The following is a 16,683-nucleotide window of genomic DNA, read 5'->3' as shown; positions in this document are numbered from 1 at the left end:
CGGTCATTCCGACCGGGGCTCATCGGGCGGGTCGGCGGTGGCGGCCGCGTCCCGCAGCGCGTCCAACAGGCCGCGCAGGGCCGGCTGTTCGAGGGCGGTCTCCCGGGCGGCGGCCGAGATCACCCGGACCGGCTCGGGGTTGCGGACCGGGCGCACGACGACCGCGGGGTGCTGGTTGCGCAGCCCGAGCCGCGGCATCAGACCGACGCCGAGACCGGCCGCGACGAAGCCCTGCGCGGTGGCGTAGTCCTCACTCTGGATGACGAAGTCGGGGCTGAAGCCGGCCGCCGCGCAGGAGTCGATGACGGGTTCGAGGCAGGGGCCGGGGGGCTCGCTGCCGACCCACTGCTCACCAGACAACTCGTGCAGGTCGATCACCTCCTTGCCTGCGAGCGGATGGCCGAGGGGCAGTACGGCCGCGTACGGGTCGTCGAGGAGGTGGACGAGCCGGAAGCCGTCGCCTTTGCGGTCCTGCGCCTGGACCACCACGGCCAGGTCGGCCCGGCCCCGCGCCACCCCCTGGAACGGGTCCTCCGGGTCGGCGAGTTCGAGGTCGACGCGGACGCCGGGGTGCTCGGCGCGGAGTCTGGCCAGGGCGGGCGCCACCAGCGTGGAGCCGGCCGTGGCGAAGTAGCGGACCGACAGCCGGCCGGTGCGTCCGGCGCGGAGGTCGGCGAGCGCGGTCTCCGCCTGGGCGACCGCCGAGCCGATCAGCGCCGCGTGCTCGGTGAGCAGCAGCCCGGCCGCCGTGGGGCGCACCCCGCGGCCGACCCGCTCGAGCAGCGCCGTACCGGCCTGTTTCTCCAGCGCCGCCACCTGCTGACTGACGGCGGACGGGGTGTAGCCCAAGTGGGCCGCGGCGGCCGTGACCGTGCCGCTGGTGACCACCGCGCGCAGGACCTGCAGTCGCCTCACATCAAGCATGTAGCTCAGCTTAACAGTATGAGTAGAACCATTTGCTTGTCCTCAAAGCGTAGCTGAGGCACCTTCAGGACGGGGACGAGAAACCACCGAACGAGAATGGGGGAAACGCCATGAGCGACAACAGCGGTACGCGGGGTCTTTGGGGTGGATTGCGGGTGGCCGTGCTCGCCCTACTGTGGGGCTCGACCTTCCTCTGGATCGAGCTGGCGCTGCGCGGGCTCTCCCCGCTCCAGGTCACGCTCGCGCGCTGTGTCCTCGGTGCGCTCGTCCTCGTCGTCGCCTGCTATACGACGGGGCAGCGGCTGCCTAGGGGCGTCGCCACCTGGCGGCACGTCGTCGTCGCGGCCTTCTTCTGCAACGCCCTGCCGTTCGCCCTGTTCAGCATGGGCCAGCAGACCGTCGACTCCGGGCTCGCGGGCGTCCTGAACGCCACGACCCCGCTCTGGTCGATCGCCCTCGGTCTCGCTCTCGGCTCGGAGCGCGGGCTGCGGCCCGTACGGCTGGCGGGTCTTCTGCTCGGCTTCACCGGCACGATCGTTATCTTCGCCCCCTGGCAGACGACCGGGGCCACCGGCTGGGGCGCCCTCGCGATCCTGGGCGCCGCCGCCAGCTATGCCGTCGCGTTCACGTACATGGGCCGCACCCTGGTCCGCAGGGGCACGCCCACGATCTCGCTCTCCGCCGCCCAGCTCGTCGCCGCGAGCGGACTGACCGCCCTCGCGGTGCCGATCGGCGGCCTGGAGACGATCGACCCCGGCCCGACGGTCCTGGTCGCGGCCGTCGTCCTCAGCGTCTTCTGCACCGCGATCACCTTCCACCTCACCTACCGGATCATCAACGACGAGGGCGCGACCAACGCCGCCGTGGTCGGCTATTTGCTGCCGGTGGTGTCCGTGCTGCTGGGGGCGGTCGTCCTGGGCGAGGACCTGAGCGTCCGGGTGGTGCTGGGGATGGCCGTGGTGCTGGTGGGTGTAGGGATTACCCGGAGGCAGGGGGCGGCTGCGGAAGCTGTGGCTGCTGCCGAAGAACCGGCCGTCGAGGAGTCGGCCACCCCCGGGCTCGCCCCGGACCTCCGCTCGGTCGACGCCGACCCCCGCGACTGGGTGACGCCTCGGATGGTCGCGGATGCCGAGCACGTCGAGGACGGTGGGGAGCATGTCGATGGCGTGCGCGAACTGGTTGCGGATCTCGCCGCGGGGCCCGGATGCCGGCCGGCCAGTGGACGAGGAAGGGGTCGCTGACGCCGCCGCGGTAGGTCTCCCGCTTCCAGCGCCGGAAGGGGGTGTTGCCCGCCCACGTCCAGCCCCAGGGGTAGGGGTTGAACGTCTCCGGGCCGCCGAGCTCGTCGATCCTGGCCAGACTCTCCTCCAGCGGCTCGGGCGCGTTGATGAAGAACTGCAGCTCGTGGTGGTGCCAGTCACCCCGCCCTCGGCGCTCGCCCCGTTGTCGGAGACCACCATGATCAGTGTGTTGTCGAACTCGCCGGTCTCCTTAAGGAAGTCCAGCAGCCGCCCGATGTGGTGGTCGGTGTGGCTGAGGAACCCGGCGTAGACCTCCATCATCCGCGCGGCCAGCCGCCGCGCGTCCGCAGACAGCGACTCCCACTCGGGCACGTCCGGATCGTGCGGGGACAACTGCGCGTCCGCCGGCACCACACCGAGTTGCTTCTGCCGGTCGAAGGTGTGCTCGTGGAAGGAGCCCAACCGTCGTCGAACCGCCCCCGGTAACGGTCCGCCCACTCTTTCGGCACATGGTGCCGGGCATGCGTCGCACCGGGGCACAAGTGCAGATAGAACGGCTTGTCCGGCGCGACCTGCTTGGCATCCGCAATGAACGACATCGGCCGCTCGACCAGGTCATCCGTCAGGTGGTAGCCCTCCTCCGGCGTCGCCGGCGGCTCGACCTGGTGGTTGTCGTACACCAGGTCCGGATACCACTGGCTTAAATCGCCGCCCAGGAACCCGTAGAACCGCTCGAAGCCCCGCCCCAGCGGCCACCGGCCGTAGGGCCCCGCGGCCGACTCCTGCTCCGAGGGCATCAGGTGCCACCGCCGACCAACACTTCCCGGTCTCGGCCGCGGCTGCGGTGCGTGGCATCAGTACCGCAATGCGTCACTGACCTCGGCTGTCACCGTGCCGGTCAGGTCCCGGTTACTCCGCGCGGTGGCGTGGGCCGTGCCGCCTGCGGCGACCTCGGGGACCTGGACGACGACCACGTCGAGCAGGTTGTCTGACTGGTCCTTGAAATTGACCACGAGGGTGTAACTCCTCGGCTTCGAGTCGTGGTTGGCGACGTTCACCGGGACCTGCGCCTTGCCGTCGGAGCCGGTCGCGACGCTGCCGAGGCTGATGTCCGCCTTGGCGTCCAAGCCGCCCTTCACCTTTTCCAACGCGGCCGACGCTTCCGCCGAGGCGGAAGCGACCGCGGAGGCCACCGCGGAGGCCACCGCCGACGCTGCCGCACTGTTGGCCGCGGAGGCAACGGAGGACGCCTTCGATTTCACCGCAGCGGCCGCCGAGGACTCGGGGGAGCTTGGAGACTCGTCCGACGAGCAGCCGGTCAGTCCGGCGCAGCCGAGCATGACGGCCACCCAAGCGGCAGCACATCGGCTGACCTTGCGTCCCATGGCTTCTCCCGGCTCGACGGCAATTCTCCGTCCAGCGTCAGCTGTCCCGGTCCGCCGTACCAGCAAGGCACGCGCGGCACCCGGGTGACGTCGACAGGCATCAGCCCTGCCTGCCCGCTCGGAAGCCCTGATCCGCCTCGCGATGGCCGACCTGATGGCACGCCGCCTCACCGGCGAAGCCACGACCTCCTGGCGCGACCCGACACAACGGGACGAAAGGCAACTCACGAACGGCTGCGCGCCTCGTGGATCATCCGCGTCCACCGCGATGGGCGGCGTGGAGCGAAGGCCCGCCGGGAGCCGTGGGCGTTCATCGCCCCGTGGTACGTGTGTCGGTGCCGTACTCGGGATCCGTCCTCGCGCCACACTGATCTCTGATCTGCGCGACCGGCGGCAGTCGGCCCGGGCCGCCGCCCGACGCTCTGATGCCCTACAGGAGCACCTGCGAGGTAAGCCGGTTCCACACAGCCCGCTCTCTCTCGTTCCACGGTCACGGCTTCGTGCGTTGCGACAGGAGGAGTGGGACGTCATGTGTGGTGGCAGCGCCTGGACCGGAGCTGCGGTTGCGGCCGTTACCGTCGGCTACGGGCTGTTCTCGCGCCGCCTGGCGTCGACGCCGGTGTCGGCTCCGATGGTGTTCACCGGCTTCGGGGTGCTCATCGGGCCGATCGGGCTGGACGTTCTCGACCTGGGCCACGACACAGGCCCAGTGTTGACGCTGATCGAGGCTGCCCTGACCCTCCTGCTCTTCACCGACGCGATGACCGCACGCCGACGGGACCTGCGCACGGGCGGCTTCCTGCCCATGCGTCTGCTGGCCGTCGGGCTGCCGTTGAGTATCGGAGCGGGGTGGCTGTTGGGGTGGTCCTTGATTCCGGGTCTGACCCTGTGGGAGTTCGCGTTGCTCGGGGCGGTCCTTGCCCCCACCGATGCGGCGCTCGGCAAGACCGCCAGCTCCAGCCCCCGTGTTCCGCCCCTCGTGCGCCACGGGCTCAATGTCGAGAGCGGCCTCAATGACGGCCTGGTGCTTCCGTTCTTCCTCATCTTCCTCGCCGCATCTTCCTCGCCGCGCTCTCCGGAACGGTCGCCTCCAGGGAAGGCGCGGGCGGAGTGTTCTGGCGGGCACTGGTGGTGAGCCCCGTGGTGGGCCTGGCCTTCGGAGGGCTCGGTGGCCGGATGTTGACCCTGTCGCGGGACCGGGGCTGGGCGACGCGTGAATGGCAGCAGGTGGTCGTCCTGGCGGTGGCCTTCTGCGCGTACAGCGTCGCGACGGCCCTGGACGGAAGCGGCTTCATCGCCACCTGGATGGGGGGCTTCGCGTTCGGTGTGGCACTGCGCAAGGGTGCACCGGCGGGTGGGGAGTCGGCCAAGGAGGGGCCCGCCGACCTGGCCGAGTACGTGGGCGGACTGCTGGGGACCCTGAGCTTCCTGGTCTTCGGGGCGGTCCTGCTCGGCCCGGCGCTGGAGCACCTGAACTGGCGGATCATCACATATGCGGTGCTCAGCTTGACGGTGGTCAGAATGCTTCCCGTGGCCCTCGCGCTGGCCGGCACCGGCAGCGGCTGCCCACCGTCGCCTACGTCGGTTGGTTCGGACCCGGCGGCTTGGCTTCCGTGGTCTTCGGGCTCCTTCTGGTGGAGGAACACGTGCCCGGGATGGAACGGCTGGGCCAGGTTGTCGCGGTCACCATCCGCCTCAGCGTTCTGCTGCACGGCATGTCGGCCCCGTACTTCGCCGACCGCTACGGGAACTGGTACGACGCCGCCAAGGCCGCCACCCCCGACCTGCGCGAGGCACAGGGCGCGCCGGAAGGCGCCGGGAAACAGCACAGCGGCCCGCGACGCCTGCGCTGAGCCGGGTGGGATCTGCCGGCGCGGGCCGCCACCGTCGACCCGGGTGGCCGCGAGCCTCCGTCAGGCCGGATGATCACCGGCCTTCCCGCCTCCTCTCATGCGCGAGGTCCTCATGCGCTCTAGGGTTTAAGGGAATCCGGAATCCCCAGGCTCGCGGAAATCCATTGCTTCCGCCCGCCTCCCCCCACTCGGGCTCGGAAACACACCGGGAGGGCATGCGACATGTCCACTGCATCGGAAACCCCTGTCCTGGACACCCTCGCCGCCATGACGGTCGACTCGATCGAGCGGTGCGGGCTGGCCCCGGACATGCTCATACTCACGCGCATCGCGGCACTCGCCGCCTCGGATGCCCCGCCCATCTCCTACGCGGCCCATATCGACCCCGCCCTCAAGGCCGGCCTGACCGCCGACAAGCTGCAGGACGTCCTGGTCGCCATCGCGCCCATCGTGGGCACCGCCCACGTCATGACGGCGGCAGGCAACATCACCAAAGCACTCGGCATCGCCATCGCCGTCGCCGATGCCGAGATCGAGGCCCAGGGCTGATATCGGACGCCGCCCGGCATCGATGATCCGCGCGGCCGGCATCGGGCAGAAGGCCACGAAGCTGCCCTTCTGCCCGACGTGCCCTGTGCCGGGCGTCCCGACGGCCGCATGGCCAGGCAGGAGGGTCTTCGATGACCCAGAACGCGACCACGGCGATGCGCGCGGCAGCGCACGCCACGCCCGAGGAACGCGCTGCTTTCGGCAAGGAGGCGCGGCGCCGTTCGCCGCGGTCGGGCCATGCCGTGTACAAGCCGTCTCCTGACCGGGCGGACCCGTTGGCGATCCTGGAGGCGCAGTCCGCGGCACGGGTGCCCGAACTCGTCCCGATCCGCTACGGCCGGATGATGGAGTCCCCGTTCCGCTTCTACCGGGGCGCCGCCGCGATCATGGCGGGCGACCTGGCCGACAGCCCGGTCTCGGGACTCACGGCCCAACTGTGCGGGGACGCACACCTGCTGAACTTCCGTCTGCTTGCCTCGCCGGAGAGGAACTTGATGTTCGACATCAACGACTTCGACGAGACGCTGCCGGGCCCCTGGGAGTGGGACGTCAAGCGGCTGTCGGCGAGTCTCGTCATCGCGGGCCGGGCGAACGACTTCGACGACGCCGAACGCGCAGACATAGTGAGCTCCACGGTCCGTTCGTACCGCGAGACGATGATCCGCTTCGCCGGCACGGGCAACCTCGACGTCTGGTACGCGAAGATCGACCAGGACCTTCTGGATGCCCTGGCCACAGGCCGGCTCCACAAGCGCGGTCAGAAGAACCTGGACCGCGCCATGGCGAAGGCCCGCACCCGCGACAGCCTGCAAGCCTTCGACAAGCTCACCGAGACGGTCGACGGCCGGCCCAGGATCGCGCCGGATCCCCCGCTGCTCGTCCCGGTCGGCGACCTGCTGCCGGACGTCGAGCGCAGCGCGCTCGAGCGCCAGTTCCGGGGCCTGATCGAGCGGTACGGCAGCACTCTGGCTTCCGACCGGCGCACGCTCCTGGCGGACTACCGACTGGCGGACGTTGCCCGCAAGGTGGTCGGCGTCGGCAGTGTCGGCACCCGATGCTGGATCTTCCTGCTGCTCGGCCGGGATGGCCAGGACCCGCTCTTCCTCCAGGCCAAGGAGGCCGACACCTCCGTGCTCGCCGAACACGTCGGGGCGAGCCAGTACCGCAACCAGGGCGAGCGGGTGGTATCGGGCCAGCGGTTGATGCAGGCCGCGAGCGACATCTTCCTCGGCTGGGAGCGGGTGGAGGGGATCGACGGCAAGCAGCGCGATTTCTACGTCCGCCAGTTGCGCGACTGGAAGGGCATCGCCGTGCCGGAGAGGATGCGGCCGGAGGGCATGCGGGCGTTCGGCGAACTGTGCGGGGCCACCCTGGCTCGTGCGCACGCGCGGTCCGGCGACCGCATCGCGATCGCCGCGTACCTGGGCAGCGGCGACTCGTTCGACCGGGCACTCACCACCTTCGCGGAGGCATACGCCGACCAGAACGAGCGTGACCACCAGGCCCTGGTCGACGCGGTGCACGCGGGCCGGCTACCCGCGGAGGAACTGCCCGCGGCCTGACCCGGGGCAGGGTGTCCGGGAGCTCGGCCGACAGGGGAGACGCACACGTCGGCCCTGACGGCCGGAGGTCCCGCCGAGGAGCTGCGCTCCGGGAATCCAGACTAGGTCACCGCGTGGTGGGCGGGCTGCCGTTCTCGCCGACCGCTGCTGCATGGAACTGCCGCCACACCGCGCGGACAACGCCACCCACCACCGGAGCGGTGTCGGGCAACATGGTGCCGAGGCAGCCGCTTCCGATTCCCTGCGTCCTGCCAGCGTCCCGAATTCGGCATCCAGCCGCTCACACTGGCCAACGCGGTGACTTCCCGGACTGTGGGGCCAACACATCCGCGCGGGTCAGACCAGTTCGAACTACCGCCGACGGCAACGCCGTCGAGCTCATGGGCAGCGGATTCAGTCCGTTGAGCCAAAGTCCTGAATCCGCACGCGTGATGATACGTTTCTGCAGGTCAGAGACCTGCGCGGTGGGGCGGGTGGGACTCGAACCCACGGCCGACCGATTATTAGTCCTTTGGGGATCTTGGCGGACGTGTGCTCAGGCACCGTTGACCAGTCACTCCTCTTCGGGACATGGACTACAAATCTCCGCGCAGCGGAGAGCCCTACCGACGAATGAGATCCGTGCCCTCTTTGCCCGTGTCGATTCACATTCGACTGGGGCGACACCGTCGTCTCCCATCCCTGCTGCAGCTTCCTCGTCCCTGGCCGGAGAGCCCGCGAACGGTATGGCCCCGAGGTGCTGCCTCGGCTGTGGGACGCCAGCCGCCGCCACGACCTCGGCGGAGGTCAGTTCGTGCGACGGTCCCGCCAGCACCGACTTGTGTCACGCCGCCGGCCCGGACGCCCGCGCCTTGAGGCAGGGTGAAGCCGCTGACCTGCGATGGATGCACATCGTTATCGGCGATCTCTCCTGGGAAGCCGCTGATCAACATAGGTTCACGACCATGGAAAGCCCAGAGCAGAACGCAATCAGCGAGCCCGAGGTCATCGGAGGCTTCCCTGAGTCGCCCGCTCCGGACACCTCGCACGACCAAGCCCCATCGGCGCCCGGCACACCCCGGGTCAAGGCCTGGATATTGGGCGGGCTGGGAGGCGTCGTGGCGGCGTCGGTCGTGTGGGGTTCGGGGCTCTACGCATTCGGACTCCCCGGCACACCGGACACGGTCGGCTATCGCGTCGCGGACAAGCTGTGCGACAAGGCCCTTCTGCCGGGGCTGAGTACCCGGTTCGCCAAGGGCACGGACTGGACGTCCTCGGTGAGGAAGCACCGCGCTATGGACACAGCGGACTGCTTCGGTGAGCTGCAGGCCACCGGAAAGGGCATGCACAGCGGCCAGCTTCAGCTCTCGGTCGTCCTGCACAAACAGGCCGACCTGACAGCCGAGTTCGAGGCCAGGCGGGCAGGCAGGCACCAGGAAGCGGTTCGCGGCGGGCGGCGGTGGGGGAGAGACCGAGGTGCACCGTGTTCCCGGCCTCGCGGACCATGCCTATCTGGTGACCAACGAAATCGGGGAGGGCTCGCACTGGATGCAACTGAACGTGCTCGACGGCAGAGCCGAGTTCACGCTGGGGCTGACCACCATGGCTCTGGGCGACGTGTCCCCGCCTCCCACTCCCAAGGAACTCGAACCACTCCTGGTCAAGGACATGAAGGACGTCATGAGCAGCCTCAGAAAGAGCGGCTGAACCCCGTGGCCGGAACACCGTGAGCCCAACTCCCCCAGCCTCTCGGGCCCGACAAGATCGCCCGGACATCACCTCGTGCCGTCCGGTGGTCTTTCTCAAAGTCAACCTCGTTCGCACGCACTCAGTCATGCGCGGGCGCCGAGTGGAGCTCAGAGCTGCTTGGTCAGGACACACAGGTCATAGTTGTCCAAGTCGCCCATGTACACTCACAACTTGGGCGCCTCGACCGTTCCGCCTGCCTCGTACTGGGCGTCCAGTCTTGACTCGGCGAACTCGATCGACACCTCTGTGACGGGTCGAGATTCGCTGCCGGGCGTCCGGGTGAACGTCTCCCAGGCCCCTGCTCCGTTTGCGGTCATGTAGTGGCGATCGACACCCGCAGGGACCTCACCGCCGAAGTCCCAGTAGTCGCCGCAGACCTCTTCAGCAACGAAGGTTCCCGTCGCGGAGAACGTGATGCTGCCCTCCTGCTCGTCCTGCCAAGTACCGGTCAGTTCCTCGCGGGAGAGGCCGACACGGGCACGGGCTCGCCGATGGTCTCTACATCATCGGCGGGCCGTATGCCGTCCACCATCAGACCCCGCTTCTTCCCTGCCAGCGGTACTTCCCGCTCGGGATAGCCCGCGATACGCAGCTGGTACGCGTTGTCAGGGTCGGTCGTCCCGCCACCGCCCGCAAATCCGCCGGGGCGGAGGGAGTTCATCCAGGTGCGGAACTGCTGCTGCCCGGCTGGGGACGGCGTTGTCAGTGAGGGCTTGAGACAGTGGCAACCCCGAGACTCCGGCAGCCCGCAGACATGCCGCAGACCAGGTCAAGCAGGCCACAGCCTTCCTTGGCCGGCTCGCCGACCGGGACGACGCCATCAGCACTTGGCCGCGCAGCCGCGATCCGATAACAAGTCCTGGAAATGCCCGCCCCGATTGTGGCGAAGCTATCGGCTGTCGGGGCAGGGCTGGTCGGGCCTGTTCCGCCATCTCCAGCGCCAGAGCCCGTCCGCCCGGTGATCGTGCTCGAAGCTGGGGCCGAGGGGTCCCACGCGTTCGTACGCCTCCTCGGTCCGCGGATCGTCCCGCCGGGCGAGGCCGTAGGCGCCCTCCAGGCGCAGCTGTTGATCGTCCTCGTCGAGCAGTGCCGCGAACGCGTCTGTGACGGCGGGCGTACGGTCGCGGGGTGCGGACAGGGCAGCCGCGGCGGAGGCCCGTACCGCGGTGTCCGGGTCCCGGACCAGGGCGAGCAGTGCCTGCGTGATTTCGGGAGTGAGGTCGCGCCCCGTGCCGAGCACGGTGCACACCGCGCTGCGTACCGCGGAGTCGGGGTCGCGCGCGAGGGTGAGCAGTGAGGCGGTGGCTGCGGGGGTGAGGGAGGTGCCGTGCGTGTGGAAGCAGTAGGGCACTTCACGGCGCACGCGGGGGTCCGGGTGGTCGGCGTGGCGGAGCCCGATGGCCTCCTGGCCGGGGTGTTCGTGGCCGGTGTAGATGTCGAGAACCTTGGCAAGCACCTCACTGTCCGTCTCTTCGACTGCCCAAGCAGCGAGGAGTTGGCTCTCCTCCTTCGTGTACGAGTGGAGGCCGGCGCTCTCGAAGATCGCCCTGGTCCACAGGAAGCAGGTCACGAATCGGCGGTGGGCGGGCGCCGGGTGGTGGCGGAAGGCCACCACGGCCGACCAGGTTTCCTTGCTGCGGCGCTGGCTGAGGACGAAGCAGGACGCGGACCAGTCCACATGGTCCTCGTCGGGGTACCGGACGGCGCGGGCCACCAGTTCATCGACCGGTGCCAGGATGCGGAAGGCCCACTCCAGCGAGGTGAGAATGGCGCCATACCCCGCCCGTACAGTGAGCCCACCGAGGGAGACCTGATCGACATGGTTGTACTCGTCGTCTTGGACCTGGAACGTTTCGGCTGGGCCTGACGCTCCGGTCCTGCGGCGCAACTCCTCGGCCGCGCCCGTCTCGTACCAGTTCCTGGCCAAGGCGAGCAGCCGTTCCCGTGTGGCTTGCGGGAGCCGCAGCCGCGGCTCGTTGCCCAGAACCGCCGTGACCATCGCCGGAGAGCCGAGATCGACGGCCCGCAGCAGCGGTGACATCCCGTCCGGCAGCAGCTGGTCCTGGTCCGCGCCGCCCTCCACCAGCGCCTCGGCGACCGCTTCGTCGTACGTCTCCACGGCCGCGCACAGCACCGGGAGTCCGTCCTCACCGGCCGCGTCGGGATCTGCGCCCTCTGCCAGCAGCGCGCGCACCGCGTCAGCGTTCCGTGCCCGTACCGCCGATATGAGTCTGCTGTCCCGGCTCTCTTTGTGACTGCCGTACCCCGGCGATCCCATCCGTCCCCGCTTCAACGCGCGTCCGCCCCTGTCATCGCCGACTTCACGAGTGGCCTGGTGAGCCGCCCGCCCCCTGATCGCAACCTTGGTCCTGTATTTGCCCCGTACGCAACAGGGAGTCCCTGCTGAGATTGATCTCGGGGGGCTCGCCTACTGCGCGGGGCCTCGAGCCGGCGGGGGACGGTGCCCGCAGCGGCTACAACGACGGCCCGCCCCTCCAGCCGCTTCCGGGAGCCACAGAAAGCCAAACAGCCTCATATCGGGCAGACCTTGTCCCCTGACTTGTCCCCTGACTTGTCTCCTGACTTGTCCCCTGCGGCCATGAACCGCCAATAGCCACCGCGAGAGCACCAGCCCCAAGCGAGCCCCGTAGCCGTCCCTTGGGTTCTGGTGCTCGTCCAACAAGGTTGTACCTGACTCGGCTGCTGTGGCCTGCTGTACCGCCGACGCCCAGTCCTTGACGATCAGGATGCACGGTGCACTGGCGCCGCCCGCCGACACATGGGTGAAGGTGACTTGACCTGGCCCATGGCATCCGGGCGGCGCCCTGGGGACCTCCTCGGCTGCGGTCGCCCTCGATGTGGCGACCGTCCAGCAAATCCCGCAGCCGCTCAGCCCCTACCTGGACCGCGCCCCTACCGGAGACTGAGACCCGTGATGCGCCAGGTCCAGATGCGGGTCGGGGGCACCCGGCACCGGCGCCGGGTCGGCGTGGACCAGGGCTGCTGTCAGTTTCGGTACTGCGTGCAGGAGGGCGTGCTCAGCGTCGACGGCCACCTGGTGCGCCTCGTGGACGGTCAGCTCCCCGTCCACGACGACCGCGACCTCGGCGCGCAAGCGGTGGCCGATCCAGCGCAGCCGCAGTTCGCTGACCGCCCGTACACCTGGCAACGATTCCAACGCATACTCGGCGGCATCGACGAGGGCCGGGTCGACCGCATCCATGATCCGGCGGAAGACCTCCCGGCACGCGTCGCGCAGGACGAGGAGTATCGCGGCAGTGATAGCCAACCCCACGATCGGGTCGGCGAGCTGCCAACCGATTGCCGCACCGCTCGCTCCCAACAGCACGGCGAGCGAGGTGAATCCGTCAGTACGGGCATGCAGCCCGTCGGCGACCAGTGCGGCTGAGCCGATGTCGCGGCCGACGCGGATACGGTAGCGGGCGACCCACTCATTGCCGAGGAAACCGATGACAGCCGCGGCCGCCACCACCGGCAGGTAGCTGATTTCCTGCGGGTTCAGCAGCCGGTCGATCGCGGTCCAGGCGGCGAAGGCGGCGGAGGCGGCGATGGTCAGCACGATGACGATGCCGGCCAGGTCCTCGGCCCGCCCGTAGCCGTAGGTGAAGCGCCGGTTGGCAGCGCGGCGGCCGAGTACGAAGGCGACGCCGAGCGGCAGCGCGGTCAGGGCGTCGGCGGCGTTGTGGACGGTGTCGCCCAGCAGTGCCACCGAACTGGACAGCACTACGACGACGGCCTGCGCGACCGCCGTGACGCCGAGCACGACCAGCGATGTCCACAGTGCCCGCATGCCCTTCGCGGAGGACTCCAGCGCGCTGTCGATCTTGTCGGCGGACTCGTGCGAGTGCGGTTTCAACAGATGTCCGGTCTGGTGCCGCCACCGCGCCAGGCGGCTGTCGCCATGGCCATGGGCATCCTGATGTCCGTGGTCGTGGTGGTGGGTGTGTCCGTCCTGGTTGCTCACGAATCTGGCCTTCCGACGGGGACCGGAGGTGGACATGGGGACATGACTCCCCCGTTATGTGCGTATGAGCGCACGCCTGCACCTGTCACCTGCGCACGGTTCACATCCGCAAGATCCGGGCGCCGAGCAGTTCGCCCGCGCCGCCGAGGTCCTGGGCCTGCTCGCCGACCGCACGCGCCTGGTGCTGCTGCACACTCTCGGCAAAGGCGAGGCGGACGTCACCACGCTGACCGCCGCCTGCGGCGCCGCCCGCCCGGCGGTCAGCCAGCACCTGGCCAGGCTCCGCCTCGCGGGCCTGGTCGATGCCCGTAAGGACGGCCGCCGTGTCGTTTACGCCCTGACTGACGATCACCTTGCCCGCCTGGTCGGCGAGGCACTCAGCCACGCCGACCACGATCTGTCCGGCAGTCGGCGCCACGACTGACGGGGAGCGTGCCCTACCGGGACCTGTTCCGCGCCAGCCACCGCCGTCCCGCCAGCGCGGCCGCGAGATGTGCCACAAGACCAAGACCGACCATTGCCAGCCCAACCCGCGCACTGATCCACAGGTGCACCGCGACACCCGCCACAAGCAGCAGCGCGAAGGCGATCCGCAGAGTGCGGTTCATGTGCAGCATCCGGTTCACCGCACAATTTCCGGCCGGGTGGCCTGGACATAGCGCAGGTGCGGCCGCACGTCACCGCGCGCCCGCACCTCGAAACCGGCCTCGGCGGCGAGGCCGTCGAGGAGATCCACCGGGTTGTGCTCCATCGCCGGGCCGGTCAGCGCGCCGATCAGGTGGCGGCCCAGCCGACTGCGCGGCGGCCGGAAGTCGGCGAGCAGTAGTCGTCCGCCGGGGCGCAGTACCCGGAACATCTCGCGCAGCGCGGCGGGCCGCACGTCGGCCGGGATGTGATGGATCGCCAGGCTGGTGAGCACCACGTCGAAGGAGGCGTCCGGCACCTCCAGCGCCTCGGCAACCCCGGTCTCGTACGAGCAGGCGGCGCCGGCTTTGCTCCGTGCGTAGCCGATGACGGTGGGCGAGGGATCGATGCCCAGCGCGCTGCCGCCGGGTGCCACCGCCGCGGCGACCAGCCGGGTCAGGTAGCCGGTGCCGCAGCCCACGTCGAGCACCTTGTCCCCGGGGCGGGCACCGCTGAGTTCGACCAGGCGCGAGTACGCGCGGTGCCGCCGCCCGCCGAAGAAGACCGCGGTGAACACCTCGTAGGCGCGAGCCGGGCCGATCGTCTCTCCCCGTGTGGTCGTCTGCGGATCGCCGTGCAGGAGTCGTCCGAGGGCCATCGCCCCTCCTTAACTTAGTTGCGACTAAGAACACCGCTAACTTAGTCACGACTAAGTTATGCGCGCAAGGGGGGTTACGCTTTCCTCCGTGACCGACTCAAGATCCACCACCCGGAAAGGCGCGCCGCGCGTCCGGCTCCCCGCCGCGCAGCGCAGGGAGTCGATCCTCACCGCGGCCACCGAGGTGTTCGCCGAATCCGGGTACCGGCGCGGCAAGGTCTCCGAGGTCGCCGCCCGGCTCGGGGTGAGCGAACCGGTGGTCTTTCAGAACTTCGGCTCGAAGGCCGTGCTGTACGCCGCCGTCCTGGACCGAGCCGTCACCCGGGTTCGCGATGCCCTCAACAACGCCGCCGACCAAGGCACATCGGTGTCCGAACTCCTGGCAGCATTCCTGGCCCCGGACCACATGGACCGCTTCCACACACCAGGATCGCTCGGCTTCCTCTTCGCCGACGCCTCCTCGCTCACCGGCGAGCCCGGCGTCGATGACGCAGCCCGCCACGCACTCCAACAGATGGCGGAGTCCTTCGCGGACCTGCTCCGCAGTGGACAGCGGCACGGCGACATCCGCCCCGACCTGGACCCGGCAGCCGGCGCCTGGTGGCTCATGTCGATGCTGTCCGCACGCACCTTCCGCGCCGCCGTCATCCCCGACCGGGCCGCGCTGGAGGCCCGGCTCACCGCCATGACACTCAACGCGCTGACCGCACGGGAGCGGTCCGCCGAACCGTAGGCCGCCGCGCGGCAGAACTGGCCCGGGCCCGCGACGCGGCCGAAGCCGAGGGCCGCACAGTGGTCTTCGTCGCCTGGGATGGACAGGTCCGCGGGCGCTGGTGGTCCGCGACACCGTCAAGGCGACCAGTGCCGAGGCAGTCGCCGATCTCAAGCGGCTCGGGCTCACCCGTCCTGCTGATCGGCGACAACACGGCGGCGGCCCGCGCGGTCGTTGCTCAGGTCGTGTCGATCAGGTCATCGCCGAAGTCCACCCCGAGGACAAGTTCGCCGAAGTCCAGCGGTTGCAGCAGGCGGGCCGAGTGGTGGCGATGGTCGGCGACGGCGTCAACGACGCCGCAGCCCCGTCAGCCCCAGCTCTTCCTCGGCCCGTTGTCGAGCGTCTGCAAAAGCCGGTGTGCTGTGAGGGCGCCAGGGATGGTGGCCGGATGAACCTGGACGCCGAGCGCTATCTCGCAGCCATCGCTGACACTCACGCGTCGGCGGTGGCGGTATCGGCTGACTACCCCCTCAGCAGGGACTCGTCGGCCACGGGGAAAGAGCGGTGTGCAGACCGCCAGATCGGTAATCGAGCCGGGGCACCACATGACCCGATCCAGTCCGTTAGGCGCCCCGAGCCTGTTCAGGTCCAGCTAACGTCGGCATGGTCCGTTCCAGTACGGGCTGTTTCACAACGCCCGCACGTCGGTCAGATTTGATCCTCGCCACTCAAAAGCCAAACGGGGTCATATCAGGCAGACCTTGTCCCCCGACTTGCCCCTGGGGGACCGCGGACCGCCAATAGCCACCGCGAAACCACTGGTTCCAAGCGAGCAGCACGAAAAAATCGCAGGTCAGAACGTTTCTTCTGACCTGCGGTTTGGTGGGGCGGGTGGGACTCGAACCCACGGCCGACGGATTATGAGTCCTTTGGTGATCGTGACGACCTTTGCCCTTCTGTTCAAATCTTGGGTGTTTTCACAAGTCAGCATGCGAATTGGCTGCGACTCTCAATCACCCTTTGCAGGTCTGTGCAGATGCTTGTGTCCTCACCGCGTCCACACATCGCCCCTTCAGCCACTCGGTGCCAGCCAATCGGCAGGTCGTCGCAGGCAGCACGGACGCCCGCGCAGAGGAGTGACATACCGGTGCGGGCGGTACCTCAGTGGAGGTGCCGCCCGCAATGAGTATGCGTACCCACTGGGGCGAGTACCGCCCGCTGCACTCGCCGGACCCCCCGCCGTAACGTCCGTCACACGCACAGACGTGGAATTCCACTGGCATCCAGACGCAACCTTTGCATCTTTGTGGGAGCAACTCGCTTTACCTGTACGGTACTTCAACGGGGAGAGACTGCGGCACTGAGTCCGAAGTGGGAGGAACTGTTCAACGCCGACACACCGGACGAGCAGATGCAACTGGCGTCCGCCGGACCTGGTAACGGAAGCAATGAATCCGATCTG

Annotated in this window: 15 protein-coding genes and 4 pseudogenes; 10 read left to right on the top strand and 9 right to left on the bottom strand. The window is 69.1% G+C overall.

Annotated features, from left to right (window positions below):
- Positions 1 to 3 precede the first annotated feature (3 nt).
- Positions 4 to 924 carry a LysR family transcriptional regulator gene (locus tag OG729_RS37170; protein ID WP_405810466.1) on the bottom strand — a complete coding sequence of 307 codons (921 nt, stop codon included), beginning with the start codon at positions 922 to 924 and terminating at the stop codon, positions 4 to 6.
- 110 nt (positions 925 to 1,034) lie between these two features.
- Between OG729_RS37170 and OG729_RS37165 the strand changes: the two are divergent.
- Positions 1,035 to 1,973 (top strand): annotated as a pseudogene (locus tag OG729_RS37165) (DMT family transporter); the annotation flags it as partial.
- A gap of 135 nt (positions 1,974 to 2,108) precedes the next feature.
- Here the strand turns inward: OG729_RS37165 and OG729_RS37160 are convergent.
- The 3 genes and pseudogenes from OG729_RS37160 to OG729_RS37150 form a co-directional block, all read right to left on the bottom strand.
- Positions 2,109 to 2,483, bottom strand: a pseudogene (locus OG729_RS37160) (sulfatase-like hydrolase/transferase); the annotation flags it as partial.
- A complete protein-coding gene (locus tag OG729_RS37155; protein ID WP_405810464.1) occupies positions 2,483 to 2,962 on the bottom strand; it encodes a sulfatase-like hydrolase/transferase in 480 nt (159 codons plus the stop codon). The pseudogene OG729_RS37160 and the gene OG729_RS37155, both read right to left, overlap by 1 nt.
- 57 nt (positions 2,963 to 3,019) lie before the next feature.
- The gene (locus tag OG729_RS37150) at positions 3,020 to 3,550 is read right to left on the bottom strand and encodes a hypothetical protein (protein WP_405810462.1); all 531 of its coding nucleotides are present in this window, start codon (positions 3,548 to 3,550) and stop codon (positions 3,020 to 3,022) included.
- Positions 3,551 to 4,079: 529 nt separating this feature from the next.
- Here OG729_RS37150 and OG729_RS37145 point away from each other — a divergent pair.
- From OG729_RS37145 to OG729_RS37120, 6 genes and pseudogenes are all read left to right on the top strand, one after another.
- Positions 4,080 to 4,685, top strand: a complete 606-nt coding sequence (locus OG729_RS37145) for a cation:proton antiporter (protein ID WP_405810460.1) — start codon at positions 4,080 to 4,082, stop codon at positions 4,683 to 4,685.
- A pseudogene (locus OG729_RS37140) lies at positions 4,661 to 5,044 on the top strand (cation:proton antiporter); the annotation flags it as partial. The gene OG729_RS37145 and the pseudogene OG729_RS37140, both read left to right, overlap by 25 nt.
- 152 nt (positions 5,045 to 5,196) lie before the next feature.
- The gene (locus OG729_RS37135) at positions 5,197 to 5,403 is read left to right on the top strand and encodes a hypothetical protein (protein ID WP_405811472.1); all 207 of its coding nucleotides are present in this window, start codon (positions 5,197 to 5,199) and stop codon (positions 5,401 to 5,403) included.
- Positions 5,404 to 5,625: 222 nt separating this feature from the next.
- On the top strand, positions 5,626 to 5,952 hold the full coding sequence (locus tag OG729_RS37130) for a carboxymuconolactone decarboxylase family protein (RefSeq protein WP_405810458.1): 327 nt from the start codon (positions 5,626 to 5,628) through the stop codon (positions 5,950 to 5,952).
- Positions 5,953 to 6,083: 131 nt separating this feature from the next.
- Positions 6,084 to 7,514 carry a DUF2252 domain-containing protein gene (locus OG729_RS37125; RefSeq protein ID WP_405810457.1) on the top strand — a complete coding sequence of 477 codons (1,431 nt, stop codon included), beginning with the start codon at positions 6,084 to 6,086 and terminating at the stop codon, positions 7,512 to 7,514.
- A 1,455-nt stretch (positions 7,515 to 8,969) separates the two neighbouring features.
- The gene (locus tag OG729_RS37120; RefSeq protein ID WP_405810456.1) at positions 8,970 to 9,200 is read left to right on the top strand and encodes a hypothetical protein; all 231 of its coding nucleotides are present in this window, start codon (positions 8,970 to 8,972) and stop codon (positions 9,198 to 9,200) included.
- Positions 9,201 to 9,690: 490 nt separating this feature from the next.
- Here OG729_RS37120 and OG729_RS37115 read toward each other — a convergent pair whose 3' ends face one another.
- From OG729_RS37115 to OG729_RS37105, 3 genes are all read right to left on the bottom strand, one after another.
- Complete coding sequence (locus OG729_RS37115; RefSeq protein WP_405810454.1) at positions 9,691 to 9,903, bottom strand: restriction endonuclease fold toxin-2 domain-containing protein; 213 nt, start codon at positions 9,901 to 9,903, stop codon at positions 9,691 to 9,693.
- A gap of 228 nt (positions 9,904 to 10,131) precedes the next feature.
- Positions 10,132 to 11,520 (bottom strand): HEAT repeat domain-containing protein, encoded by a 1,389-nt coding sequence (locus OG729_RS37110; RefSeq protein ID WP_405810452.1) that lies wholly within the window; start codon positions 11,518 to 11,520, stop codon positions 10,132 to 10,134.
- A 618-nt stretch (positions 11,521 to 12,138) separates the two neighbouring features.
- Complete coding sequence (locus OG729_RS37105) at positions 12,139 to 13,227, bottom strand: cation diffusion facilitator family transporter (protein WP_405810450.1); 1,089 nt, start codon at positions 13,225 to 13,227, stop codon at positions 12,139 to 12,141.
- 64 nt (positions 13,228 to 13,291) lie between these two features.
- Here OG729_RS37105 and OG729_RS37100 point away from each other — a divergent pair, with 64 nt between their 5' ends.
- Complete coding sequence (locus tag OG729_RS37100; RefSeq protein WP_405810448.1) at positions 13,292 to 13,651, top strand: ArsR/SmtB family transcription factor; 360 nt, start codon at positions 13,292 to 13,294, stop codon at positions 13,649 to 13,651.
- Between the two features lie 13 nt (positions 13,652 to 13,664).
- Here OG729_RS37100 and OG729_RS37095 read toward each other — a convergent pair whose 3' ends face one another.
- A complete protein-coding gene (locus OG729_RS37095; protein ID WP_360876904.1) occupies positions 13,665 to 13,835 on the bottom strand; it encodes a hypothetical protein in 171 nt (56 codons plus the stop codon).
- 14 nt (positions 13,836 to 13,849) lie between these two features.
- Positions 13,850 to 14,509, bottom strand: coding sequence for a class I SAM-dependent methyltransferase (locus OG729_RS37090; RefSeq protein WP_405810447.1), 660 nt, complete (start codon positions 14,507 to 14,509; stop codon positions 13,850 to 13,852).
- 88 nt (positions 14,510 to 14,597) lie between these two features.
- Between OG729_RS37090 and OG729_RS37085 the strand changes: the two genes are divergently transcribed.
- Together OG729_RS37085 and OG729_RS37080 are read left to right on the top strand one after the other, a co-directional pair.
- Entirely contained in the window at positions 14,598 to 15,242 is a 645-nt protein-coding gene (locus OG729_RS37085) for a TetR/AcrR family transcriptional regulator (protein WP_405810445.1), read from the top strand.
- Between the two features lie 14 nt (positions 15,243 to 15,256).
- A pseudogene (locus OG729_RS37080) lies at positions 15,257 to 15,585 on the top strand (HAD-IC family P-type ATPase); the annotation flags it as partial.
- Between the last annotated feature and the right edge of the window lie 1,098 nt (positions 15,586 to 16,683).

This window comes from Streptomyces sp. NBC_00210 (assembly GCF_045160975.1).
Classification (GTDB): domain Bacteria; phylum Actinomycetota; class Actinomycetes; order Streptomycetales; family Streptomycetaceae; genus Streptomyces.
This window is presented reverse-complemented; position numbering and strand designations above follow the sequence as displayed.

What these genes read in the sequence shown, in the direction of transcription:
- OG729_RS37170 (WP_405810466.1), bottom strand. Translation starts at nt 924, where the DNA reads ATGCTTGATGTGAGGCGACTGCAGGTCCTGCGCGCGGTGGTCACCAGC.
- OG729_RS37155 (WP_405810464.1), bottom strand. Translation starts at nt 2,962, where the DNA reads ATGCCCTCGGAGCAGGAGTCGGCCGCGGGGCCCTACGGCCGGTGGCCG.
- OG729_RS37150 (WP_405810462.1), bottom strand. Translation starts at nt 3,550, where the DNA reads ATGGGACGCAAGGTCAGCCGATGTGCTGCCGCTTGGGTGGCCGTCATG.
- OG729_RS37145 (WP_405810460.1), top strand. Translation starts at nt 4,080, where the DNA reads ATGTGTGGTGGCAGCGCCTGGACCGGAGCTGCGGTTGCGGCCGTTACC.
- OG729_RS37130 (WP_405810458.1), top strand. Translation starts at nt 5,626, where the DNA reads ATGTCCACTGCATCGGAAACCCCTGTCCTGGACACCCTCGCCGCCATG.
- OG729_RS37125 (WP_405810457.1), top strand. Translation starts at nt 6,084, where the DNA reads ATGACCCAGAACGCGACCACGGCGATGCGCGCGGCAGCGCACGCCACG.
- OG729_RS37115 (WP_405810454.1), bottom strand. Translation starts at nt 9,903, where the DNA reads ATGAACTCCCTCCGCCCCGGCGGATTTGCGGGCGGTGGCGGGACGACC.
- OG729_RS37110 (WP_405810452.1), bottom strand. Translation starts at nt 11,520, where the DNA reads ATGGGATCGCCGGGGTACGGCAGTCACAAAGAGAGCCGGGACAGCAGA.
- OG729_RS37100 (WP_405810448.1), top strand. Translation starts at nt 13,292, where the DNA reads ATGAGCGCACGCCTGCACCTGTCACCTGCGCACGGTTCACATCCGCAA.
- OG729_RS37095 (WP_360876904.1), bottom strand. Translation starts at nt 13,835, where the DNA reads ATGAACCGCACTCTGCGGATCGCCTTCGCGCTGCTGCTTGTGGCGGGT.
- OG729_RS37090 (WP_405810447.1), bottom strand. Translation starts at nt 14,509, where the DNA reads ATGGCCCTCGGACGACTCCTGCACGGCGATCCGCAGACGACCACACGG.